10 protein-coding genes and 2 pseudogenes are annotated in these 10,118 nt (G+C 63.6%); 8 read left to right on the forward strand and 4 right to left on the reverse strand.

Annotated features, from left to right (window positions below):
• Nucleotides 1–51 precede the first annotated feature (51 nt).
• The 3 genes from QK290_RS17720 to QK290_RS17730 are packed head-to-tail and all read right to left on the reverse strand — an operon-like array spanning nucleotide 52 to nucleotide 2,941.
• On the reverse strand, nucleotides 52–864 hold the full coding sequence (locus QK290_RS17720) for an AAA family ATPase (RefSeq protein ID WP_282331966.1): 813 nt from the start codon (nucleotides 862–864) through the stop codon (nucleotides 52–54).
• Nucleotides 861–2,333, reverse strand: a complete 1,473-nt coding sequence (locus QK290_RS17725; RefSeq protein WP_282331967.1) for a Mu transposase C-terminal domain-containing protein — start codon at nucleotides 2,331–2,333, stop codon at nucleotides 861–863. The genes QK290_RS17720 and QK290_RS17725 overlap by 4 nt, the downstream gene beginning before the upstream one ends.
• Entirely contained in the window at nucleotides 2,330–2,941 is a 612-nt protein-coding gene (locus QK290_RS17730) for a recombinase family protein (protein ID WP_282331968.1), read from the reverse strand. Before QK290_RS17730 ends, QK290_RS17725 begins: the two co-directional genes overlap by 4 nt.
• A gap of 356 nt (nucleotides 2,942–3,297) precedes the next feature.
• Here QK290_RS17730 and QK290_RS17735 point away from each other — a divergent pair, with 356 nt between their 5' ends.
• Nucleotides 3,298–4,224, forward strand: coding sequence for a ferritin-like domain-containing protein (locus tag QK290_RS17735; protein ID WP_282331969.1), 927 nt, complete (start codon nucleotides 3,298–3,300; stop codon nucleotides 4,222–4,224).
• 463 nt (nucleotides 4,225–4,687) lie between these two features.
• Here the strand turns inward: QK290_RS17735 and QK290_RS17740 are convergent.
• A pseudogene (locus QK290_RS17740) lies at nucleotides 4,688–5,523 on the reverse strand (alpha/beta hydrolase).
• A 235-nt stretch (nucleotides 5,524–5,758) separates the two neighbouring features.
• Between QK290_RS17740 and QK290_RS17745 the strand changes: the two are divergent.
• From QK290_RS17745 to QK290_RS17775, 7 genes and pseudogenes are all read left to right on the forward strand, one after another.
• Nucleotides 5,759–6,160: a cupredoxin domain-containing protein gene (locus QK290_RS17745; protein ID WP_282331970.1), complete on the forward strand. Its 402-nt coding sequence runs from the start codon at nucleotides 5,759–5,761 to the stop codon at nucleotides 6,158–6,160.
• Complete coding sequence (locus tag QK290_RS17750) at nucleotides 6,157–6,636, forward strand: hypothetical protein (protein WP_282331971.1); 480 nt, start codon at nucleotides 6,157–6,159, stop codon at nucleotides 6,634–6,636. The genes QK290_RS17745 and QK290_RS17750 overlap by 4 nt, the downstream gene beginning before the upstream one ends.
• A gap of 207 nt (nucleotides 6,637–6,843) precedes the next feature.
• Nucleotides 6,844–7,617 carry a CHRD domain-containing protein gene (locus QK290_RS17755; protein ID WP_282331972.1) on the forward strand — a complete coding sequence of 258 codons (774 nt, stop codon included), beginning with the start codon at nucleotides 6,844–6,846 and terminating at the stop codon, nucleotides 7,615–7,617.
• 24 nt (nucleotides 7,618–7,641) lie between these two features.
• Complete coding sequence (locus QK290_RS17760; RefSeq protein ID WP_282331973.1) at nucleotides 7,642–8,322, forward strand: sortase; 681 nt, start codon at nucleotides 7,642–7,644, stop codon at nucleotides 8,320–8,322.
• 46 nt (nucleotides 8,323–8,368) lie between these two features.
• Entirely contained in the window at nucleotides 8,369–9,010 is a 642-nt protein-coding gene (locus QK290_RS17765; RefSeq protein ID WP_282331974.1) for a hypothetical protein, read from the forward strand.
• A 43-nt stretch (nucleotides 9,011–9,053) separates the two neighbouring features.
• Nucleotides 9,054–9,491: a cupredoxin domain-containing protein gene (locus QK290_RS17770; RefSeq protein ID WP_282331975.1), complete on the forward strand. Its 438-nt coding sequence runs from the start codon at nucleotides 9,054–9,056 to the stop codon at nucleotides 9,489–9,491.
• Nucleotides 9,492–9,674: 183 nt separating this feature from the next.
• Nucleotides 9,675–10,118: pseudogene (locus tag QK290_RS17775) on the forward strand (hypothetical protein); the annotation flags it as partial.

Here is a 10,118-nt window from a genome sequence, read left to right on the forward strand (position 1 = left end):
TGTGACTGTTGATTCGGTTTGGCGGTTTTTTCACAGTTCGGTTTGGCGGTTCTAACTGATTCCGATGACGAGGGTTGAGCGTGCGGCCTCAATGACGTCGTCGGTGATGGTGCTGAGTTCATTGATTTTCATCACCCGTTCGATTTGGGTGAAGAGCCGGTCGATGAGGCGGAAGTTGCCTCGGGTGATCCGGGCGATGGCGGCGATGGCCTGAGCATCGGTGAAATCTTCGGGGTTCAGGGTCTGGCCGAGTTTGTGCCATCGGCGCTCGAGGACGAAGTGCAGTTCTTCCTGTGCGAGTGGGCGGTATTCGTGGGCGAAGCCGACCCTGCTGTAGAGCTGTGCGTAGCGGCTGAACAATTTTTCAATCCCGGGCATTCCGATGAGGATCAGGGCTATGTTGTCTCGGTCGTAGCGGTCGCGCAGCAGTTCCAGGGCGGTGGCGTTGAGCCGCTCGGATTCGTCAATGATGAGCAGCTCGACATATTTGTTGACGCGGGTGTGGGGGCCTGTCCCCTTGCCGATGTCTGATAGGTGTTGGTCCACGCAGATCGATAGGCGTGAGTTGGTGTGCTCGATGTCCGCGTGGATCTGTTTGGGTGTGGTGAGCACGGCGGGGGTGTAGAAGACGGTGCGGGAGCGGGCGAGTGCGGCGTAGACCTGGTGATCGGATTCTTGCCGGGGTCCCCATTCCTCCAGTAGCTTCTGCGCCTTGTGCCAGTTGGCGTAGCGTCTGGCGGAGAGCGTTTTTCCGATCCCGGCCTGCCCGTAGCAGATGCCGATCGTGTGCTGGCGGCGTACCGCGTCCGCGAACTCCACAAACCGGCGGTGCTCCTTGGTGGCAATGAAGCTTTGTGTTGTCATCGGTCGTCCTCCAGGTAGATGCGTAGCTTCGGGCGCTTCTTGGGTTGATCAACAGGGGCCGGGGCGGGAGCCGGTTTCGCTGATGCCAGGTCCGGCAGGTGTGTGGCCACGACGGCGATGCGCTGGTTGATTTGTCCGCGCAGTTCCCTGCGGCGCGCCGATCGTGCGGCCTGGATGTCCTTGAGGGTGAGGGTGGAGGTTTCGTGGTCGGGGTCCACGGCTTTGCAGATGAACTGGTTTTTGTGGAAGACGCGGATCTCTGTCACGTCCCGCGGGTCGTAGCGGACAACGACGGGTTCGCGGACGTAGGCGGCCAGCAGAGGCGAGACGTATCGGAGTCCTTGGAAGTGCACGCCATCGCGGTGGACGATCCGGGGTTTGGCCACGGTCAACAGGAGCAGGTTCAGTTCGTCCATGGATGCCGGAAGCCGGGGCAGCCAGCCATCACCTACCCAGGCATCATGCGGTGTGGTCCTGATCTCGGGGTGCTCGCGCTGGTGGTAGTCCTCCGTGATGAAACGGCTGATCGCCGTGTCCAGCTCCTTGAGGGTCAGTACAGGCGCCGGGTGCGGGTGCCCGCGGGCCAGGCGTCCGGGCAGTTCGGTCAGTAGTTCCGTATTAATGGTGCCGTAGAACCGTTCGATCTTTCCCCGCCCTTGGGGCCTTGCGACCGTTGAGTAGGTGATTTCGAAGTGCAGGTCCTTCGCGGTCTGGGCCAGGTGATGGCTGGTGAAGTCTGAGCCGTGGTCGACGTAGAGGACGTCGGGGATACCGCACATCGGCCAGCCGGTTCCGGCTTTGGGCCAGATTCCCTGCCGCAGTGCCAGTGCGGTGTTCAGGGCCGACGGTGCTCCAAGGAAGAGCATGTAGCCGCAAATCGCGCGGGAGTAGTCGTCCATGATCGTGGTCAGCCACGGACGCCCGGGTTTCAGGTTTGCGTCCAGGACAAGGATGTCCAGTTCGGTGTGGTCTGTCTGCCAGATCATGTTCGGACGCTCGGCCCGGTGCCGCCAGGCCAGTTCATAGGTGTCCCGGTAGGCAGCCGTTCCCTTCTGGGCGAGCATTCTCATGCCGGGGTCAATGCCTGTGGTGATGGAGCGGACCGTGCTGTAGGAGAGGGAGTGCCAGCCGTGGTCGGCGGCGACACGGTTTGCTTTGCGGGCAATGGCGGCTATGGGCAGGGGCGGTTTCACCAGGGCCAGCCCTTCAATGAGTGCGACCAGTTCCGGGACGGTACGGCGCCGGGTGGTTCCGCGGTTTGCCGTGCCAAGTCCGGCGAGGCCGTCGCGTTTGTGGGCCGCGTTCCAGCGCTGCAGTGTCCGTAGTCCGATGCCTTCGTGTGCCGCGAGGGCTTTCAGTGGCACGCCCTCTTCGACGTGCCGGCGCAGGATCTGCCAGCGCACCAACGCTGTCTGGTCAGGCGTGGAGGCAGCATCCCCCGTCAGGGTAATGCTGCCTCCGGTCGTCACCGGACAGTTTTCTGTGTGGCTGTTGAACGCCGCCGCGGCGCAGCAGGGACCGGTTCGCGCCGGAGTGCCCGATACACGGTGGTCCGGCTGACGCCGAGGACCTCACCGATCTTCTCGACCGTCATGTCCTTCTGCTCATACATCCGGCGGGCGGTCCGGAGCTTGTCCTTGGTCAGCAGCTGGGGCCGGCCACCAACGCGTCCCCGCGCCCGTGCGGCCTGAAGGCCTGCGTTCGTTCGTTCACGGATCAGGTCCCGTTCGAACTCCGCAAGGGCTGCGAACACGTGAAAGACGAGCCGCCCGCCCGAGGATGTCGTGTCGATCGCTTCCTGCAGGGACCGGAACCCGATGCCACGCTCCTGGAGATCGGCGAGCTGGTCGATCAGATGCCGGATGGACCTGCCGAGCCGGTCCAGCCGCCACACAACCAGCGTGTCCCCGGGCCGGAGCTGATCCAGAACCTTCGTCAGTTCAGGCCGGGACTCCAGAGACCCGGAAGCCGTGTCGGTGAAGACGCGATAGCAGCCGGCTGCCTTCAACGCGTCCTGCTGCAGAGCCGCGTCCTGATCCCCGGTCGATACCCGGGCATAGCCCAACAGATGTCCCATGCACCCAAATGTACCAATACCCGTCAACCAGTAGAAGAACCGGCACATAGAAACCGGCACTGAGTTTCGCTACAAAAATCGAGTGTGCATGGAATTTTCTATACACACGCGCTCGTCTGTAGCAGATACGGTCGTATTCGCGATATACCTCAGGAAGCTAATCGGGGGAGGAACCATTGGACTTCAGTTCTTTCCAGGAGTTCGGCTCGAACTCCTTTCCTCGGCGTAGTCGCGGCGGGTACTCTGACAGTTATCATGGCCGGTCAGGCCGTGGCGACGAGGGTGTCGTAGTGCTGGGGTGCGCTAAAGGAGTAAGTCCTGCCCCCGCCATTTCCTTTGAATGGCAGGAGAACCGAATGTTCGACCAGAAATTCATCACCAACGCCATGGCCCGCAGCGCGGAAAACAGCCTTGACCGCCGCAGACTGTTCAGGGCCGCCGGCGCAGCAGGCATCGGCGGCACGGTGGCGCTGCTCTCTGCCACGTCTGCAGCCGCCCACACTGATCAGGAAGGACCCAGTGATGCGGCAATTCTGAACTTCGCACTGAATCTGGAATACCTTGAGGCCGAATTTTATCTGCGTGCAGTGACGGGCGTGGGCCTGGCCGATAGCCTCACGGACGGCAAGGGAAAGAAGGGCGGAGTAACCGGCGGCAGTCAGGTCCCGTTTACCGCCGGCAGCCTGATCCAGAAGTACGCGGTGGAGATCGCTGCCGATGAAGAGGCTCATGTCCGGTTCCTGCGCAGCGCCCTGGGTAAAGCCGCTGTGGCCCGCCCGCCGATCGACCTTGATGCAAGCTTCACCGCTGCCGCTCTCGCCGCCGGACTTATCACCGCCGGCCAGACCTTCAGCCCGTTCACGGACGAAACCAGCTTCCTGCTCGGGGCGTTTATTTTTGAAGACGTCGGCGTCACCGCCTACAAGGGTGCTGCCCCGTTCATCGACAATAAAACCTACCTCGAGGCGGCTGCCGGCATCCTTGCCGTGGAGGCATACCACGCCGGCATTATCAGAACCACCATGTACGCCCAGGGCCTTCAGGCACCCGCCCAGGCCATCTCGGACGCCCGCGACAGCCTCGACGGCACAACGGACCTTGATCAGGGCATCGGAACCGCCCAGGAAGCCAACCTCGTGCCCACCGACGCCAACGCCCTCGCCTTCAGCCGTACCCCCGCCCAGGTCCTGAACATCGCCTACCTGACCGCGGAATCGGTCAAATCCGGCGGGTTCTTCCCTCACGGCGTCAACGGAAAGCTCAACAGGAGCGGCGGCAGCTGAGGCGCATTCATCCTGAGGCGACAAGCCGCCGCGGAGGTCAACGGGGCGGGCAAGAGCATGTCGTCAGTCGGGCAGCTGAGCATGGGTCGCTCAGTCCTCTTCCTTATGGACGGCGTCAGCTGGGCATATGTGATGCGTCCGTCAGACGTACTCCAATCCCCCCGGCTCTCCCCCGACGGGGATTGTGCGCTGGCGTTAGCACAGGAATAGCCGGGGGATCCAGATCAACAAGCGGACGCCGGATATTGCCCGCTGGCTTCGCGCAGGCCGACGCTTAGGCAGAACTTCGATCCGCACTTCGATCCGCGGATCTCATGAAGACGTCGGATAGCCGAGTGCCATCGGGCCCCGCCTTTCGGGGACCTCTGGGTTGCTGCGTTCCCCGATTTCGCCGGCTCAGCTGATGCTGGTCGAATGGAATATTTCACCGGGAAGCAGCGCACCCACGATGAAGGCCTTACCGCTATTTGGCCAGGAATTGGATGAGTGCTTCGTTCCATTCGTCGGGGTGGCTGACGTTGCATCCGTGGGGGGCGACGGCGATGACGCGCAGTTCGCTGCCGGGCAGGGCCGTGTGGGTGCGCTGACCGGATCCTGCGAAGGGTACGGTGGCGTCGCCGTCGCCGTGGAGCACCAGTGCCGGCACGGTTATTTTGGGCAGGTCCTCGCGGAAGTCGGTGCCTCCGAAAGCGGCCATGCAGGCAAGGGCTGCTTTCTTGTCGACCTGCTTACACAGCGCGATGGCGTCCTGGCGCTGTTGTTCGCTGACCATGAGTTCTCCGTTGACGGAGAAGAACGTGCGGGTAAATCCGTCATAGAACTCATCTTCATCCTTGGTCAGGTCAGCGGTCATCTTCGCGGCCGCGTCCTTGGTCAGGGGCCCGTCAGGGTTGTCCTCGGTCTGCATCATGTAGGGCGGGACCGCGGAGGCGAAGACGACGCTGCGGAGCCGTTCGGCACCGTAGCGGGTGAAGTAGCGGGCGACTCTCCCCCGCCCATGGAGAAACTGACCAGGGTGACCTCATCCAGGTCAAGCTGCTCCAGCAGTGCGTGCAGGTCCTCGGTGAAGGTGTCGTACTCGTAGCCGGTCAGGGGTTTGTCGCTGCGGCCGAAGCCGCGCCGGTCATAGGTGATGACCCGGTATCCGGCGTCCTGAAGGGCCGGCGCCTGGGCCTGGAACGCTTCCCCGGACAGCGGCCACCCGTGAATCGGGACCACCGGTCGCCCTTGCCCTCCGGTGTCATCCACGTGCAGGTTGGTGTCCTTGAACAATCCGTGATGTGCAGTGATTTCGGTCATGACTCACCCTTGAATGTGTACTGCGGTGTGTAGTGCGCCGGATGGGGCCAGCCTAGACAGACCATCAGCATGCTGTCTTTCACCATCGGAAAACTTCCTGCGGGCATGGTCAGCCTGTTTAGTGGCGGCGGGGCAGTCCGCGAGAGCGGCGGTGACGAATAGGGTGTGTGCGGGGTGGTTTCCTGATGGGCGCGCCGTCCGGCGTGTGGAGGACGCATCCCTGGAAGGGATTGTCATGAGAATGATCAACAGGGCCCTGGTCGTAGCAGCGGCTGTGTCGTTAGCCGGCATCACAGGATGCGCCGGTTCGGGCGGGGGCTCATATACCACGCCGCCTCCGGCCAGCAGCGCCGCTGCTGCCCCGTCAGCTGATGCTTCGGCACCGGCCGGTGAGGCGACCATTACGATCAGGGACTTCGCATATGAGGTTCCGGCGTCCGTGAAGCCGGGGGCTATGGTGACGGTGACGAACGCGGACAGCGCCCCGCACACGGTCACCGCCAAGGACGAAGGCGGTTTCGACGTTGAGGTCCCTGCCGGCGGGACAGTCACTTTTCAGGCTCCCGATGTCCCGGGTGAGTACGCGATCATCTGCACTTTTCATCCCCAGATGAGCGGGACGCTGGTCGTGAAATGAGCTCATTAGAACTAAACCCTCCCCAACGGACGCATCCCCTCTGGATCCTGCGGATCTGCGTCGCGGCAGGCCTGATGATCAGCGCGGTGATCCATGTCCAGCTCGCCCCGGGTTATCAGCAGGCAGCCCCGGGCGGTGTCGGACAGGGCACCCTGTTCTTGATCCAGGCGGGTGCGGCGGTCCTGGCCGCGGCGTTTGTTCTGCTTCGAGGTTCACGGACCGCTTTCGCGGCCGCCGCCGCCGTGGGGTTCTCTTCCCTGGCCGCGGTCATCCTTTACCGGTACGTCCAGGTCCCGGCCATCGGGCCGCTGCCCTCGATGTACGAACCCGTCTGGTACACGGCCAAGGTTCTCACGGCGGTCGCTGAAGCCGTCGCCGGTGGCCTGGCCCTGTCCGGCTTTGCCCTGCAACAGCGAGGAGCGCGGTTCGGATCAGCCACCCAGAAGCGCGGGCGTCACGGCCAGTCACGGACCTGAGGAACCACCGGAAGTTCCAGCCTGTGCAGGTCCTTTCGTGGCCTGCCCGGCTCACACCGGGTGTAACTCAAAATGCGACAACTCAATAATTATGGTCCATATCACTTGTTTACCCATCGTTTTGATGTTTTGCTTCGAAGTGCTTGTGTCCCTTCCTTTGGGACGTCGTCAACATCACACGCGCGTGTATTTGAGGAGATATTTCACATGAATAAGACACTCCGCTTTATGGCAGTACCTACCCTGGCTTTGGGCGCACTTGCCCTTTCCGGGTCCCCGGCAATGGCCGCGGACCAGTCCTACCAGTCCAACCTGGGCCAGCTCAACGGCAGCTCCGCCTCCGGCACCGTCACTGTTGACGTCACGGGCAACCAGGCCCATGTCGTCCTGAACGTGGCAGGCCTGGCCCCCACCTTCATGGACGCCCCATACCCGCACGTCCAGCACATCCACGGCGGAGCCCAGGGCGCCTGCCCGGCCCCCTCGGCCGACACGAACGGTGACGGCGTTATCAACACCACCGAAGGCGCACCCTCCTACGGCGGAATCGTGACCACCCTGTCCACCAGCGGCGACACCAGCCCCGCGGCAGGCCTTGACCTCAAGGTGGCCGGCCAGGGCGCCGCCTACACCATTGACCGGACGTTCGAACTGAACGCCGAAACCAAGGCAGCCTTGAAAGCAGGCACGGCTGTTGTGGTGGTCCATGGCCTTGACCCCGCCACCCTGGGTGCTGAAGCGCAGGCCGCTAAGTCCGACCTGGCCCCCACACTTCCGCTGGCCGCCACTTCCCCTGCCCTGTGCGGGACACTGAAGGCCGGTCAGATGAAGATGCCCGCGGGCGGTGCTGACACCGGCATCACCCAGGAAACCGGTGGAACCGATGCCGGAGCTCTCGCCCTCGGCGGCGGCCTCGTCCTCGTCGCACTCGCCGGCGGAGCCTATGTGGTCCGCCGCCGCAGCGCCCGTTCAGCCGCCTAAGCACGAGCTGACCGGATCACTACTGTGACAACCAAGAACCCCAGCCGCCGCGGAAGCCTGCTGGCCTCCGCGGCGGCCGGGGTTCTGCTCCTGCTCACCCTGGCCGGTTGCGCCGCCGCACCCGCTGGCTCCCCGGACGCCGGTCCGGCTCCTTCGGCTTCGGTTTCACCTTCGGTGGGGCCCAGCGCTCCCGCGGGTCAGCCCCCGGCACCGGAGGCCCCGCCCACGCAGCAGCTTCCGCCGGTGCTCGGCGCTTCAGATCCGCTCACCCTGAGCATTCCCTCGATCGGGATCCGGACGGATCTTCTCCATCTGGGGCTGCGCGAGAACGGGTCCCTGGAAGTACCACCAGATACCGGCAACGGCGCGCCCGCCAGCTGGTACAACGGCTCCCCGACCCCGGGGGATCGCGGGCCCTCGGTGATGCTCGGGCACGTGAACGCCCTGGGCGGGAACACCGGGGTCTTCGCGGACCTCCAGAAGCTCAAAAACGGCGACGAAATCAACGTGTCCCGTACCGACGCCAGCACCGCCGTGTTCACCGTTGACCGCGGAGCCCTCTACAGCAAGGACCAATTCCCGACCCTCGAGGTCTACGGCAACACCCCGGGAGCCGAAGTCCGGCTCATCACCTGCGACGGGTACGACGCCGCCACCGGGCTCTTCGATGACAACTACGTCATCTACGCCAAACTCAAAGCCTGACAACGGCCGCTGACCCGCACAACGGGGCGGCCAGGATGGAAGCGCTGTGAAACATCACAAGCCATTGCTGGCCTCCGTGGCCCTATCCGCTCTGCTGCTTTCCGGCTGCGCAGCCGCTGCCGGTTCCGTTTCCGCGCCATCGGAGGTTTCGACGCCGGCCCCGTCCGCAGCTACGCCCGAGCCAGGGCACACCGCCAGCCACGGCGACGGCCATCACAACGGGGGAACGTCCTCGCCAGGAGCAACGGTGGACGGACCCAGCGACGCTGCCCTGATGGTCTGCGGAGACCAGCCAATGGACAGGCTCACCACCATCCTTGACCTGGACTCGGGCCCGCACACCGTCAACGACTGGGCCGACAGCACGTTCACCTGCACCTACCACCTGGACGAAGGCGCACTGGTAATTTCGGTCCAGGAAGCCGCTGACAAGGCCTCAGCCCTGAAATACTTCGACGCGATGCAGGCCCTCGCGAAAGAAGCCAAACCCATCGAAGGCCTCGCGAACCTGGGCTTCCCGGCCTATGAAACCGCCGACGGGTCAGCCATTTTCCAAAAAGACAACTTCATCCTGCACGTGGACGCCTCCAACCTTCCGGCTACCATCGGGCCGGAAAGCATCACCAGGAACGCCCTGGCCTACCAGCTCTCCACCACCATCCTCGCCTGCTGGATCAAACACCCCTGACCCCCTCCGCACCACCACCCCGGAGCCATCGAAAGGTTTCATCATGACCGCCAACAGCAGAACAACCCGGGCGCTCGGACTCGCCGCAGCAGCGGCGGCGCTGGCTCTCTCCGGTTGCGGGAACCCCGGAATGCCCGGGCCCGGCACGACAACAGCGGCAGAACAGCCAACGGCAGCCCCGGCCACCACTGAAACAACTGCCTCAACCCCCAGCCCGGCCTCTTCAGCCGCCGCGGCTTCAGCAAAAATCCTGATCAAGGGCTTCACATACAAGGGAGCCGAAACCGTCAGCCCCGGAACCGAAATCACCGTCACCAACGAGGACATCGAAGCGCACACCATCACCGCCGACACCGGCGCCGCATTCGACGCCAACATCAAACCCGGCACCGGCACCTTCACCGCCCCAACCGAACCAGGCACCTACCCCTACCACTGCACCTTCCACGGCAACATGAAAGGCACCCTCACCGTGAAATGACACCCCACAAGACCACCGGGTGACTGCCTAACACCAGAGTGCCTCCTTGTGCAGATTCGACCGATTACCGAGGATGAGCCTAGTTACCGAAAAGTAGCAGCGAAAAGAGCGCAGGCACGATTCTCGCTACCGGGGCCTCCGGACACCTCACTACAGCAGTCCTCGAACACCTCACGGAATCCGGTGCGCCGGCAGCCGGGGGAACCCGCAAACCCTGCCGACAACGAGCAGTTCCGTCGGCTGGACTTTGACGATCCCGAAACGCTCGACATCGGCGGCGTGCAGACACTGGTGCTCATCTCTGCCGGGACCGCCGAAGACGACGTGGCCACCAACCGGCACGAGAACGTCATCACGGCCGCCGAACGCGACGGAGTCCGGCACATCGCTTACACCATCCTCGCCGATGACGGCGATCACCTCGGATTCGCTCTGGCCCGCCGGTGGACCGAACGCCGCCTCCGGAACGAAGAGCTCCCGTGGACGGTCCTGAACGGTTTGTGTTGCAGCAGCAGCCGCACACAGCTGACACGAATCGAGAAGGCGTCAGCTCAGGCGCCGCACACGGAATGGCAAAACCGCCATTTCAAGCTGCGGTTTAACCGCCAAACCAAGTTAACAGTCACA

Source organism: Pseudarthrobacter sp. AL07, assembly GCF_029960665.1.
In the GTDB taxonomy this organism is placed as follows: domain Bacteria; phylum Actinomycetota; class Actinomycetes; order Actinomycetales; family Micrococcaceae; genus Arthrobacter.

Coding starts and splice junctions, on each gene's coding strand:
- QK290_RS17720 (WP_282331966.1), bottom strand. CDS start 864: ATGACAACACAAAGCTTCATTGCCACCAAGGAGCACCGCCGGTTTGTG.
- QK290_RS17730 (WP_282331968.1), bottom strand. CDS start 2,941: ATGGGACATCTGTTGGGCTATGCCCGGGTATCGACCGGGGATCAGGAC.
- QK290_RS17735 (WP_282331969.1), top strand. CDS start 3,298: ATGTTCGACCAGAAATTCATCACCAACGCCATGGCCCGCAGCGCGGAA.
- QK290_RS17745 (WP_282331970.1), top strand. CDS start 5,759: ATGAGAATGATCAACAGGGCCCTGGTCGTAGCAGCGGCTGTGTCGTTA.
- QK290_RS17750 (WP_282331971.1), top strand. CDS start 6,157: ATGAGCTCATTAGAACTAAACCCTCCCCAACGGACGCATCCCCTCTGG.
- QK290_RS17755 (WP_282331972.1), top strand. CDS start 6,844: ATGAATAAGACACTCCGCTTTATGGCAGTACCTACCCTGGCTTTGGGC.
- QK290_RS17770 (WP_282331975.1), top strand. CDS start 9,054: ATGACCGCCAACAGCAGAACAACCCGGGCGCTCGGACTCGCCGCAGCA.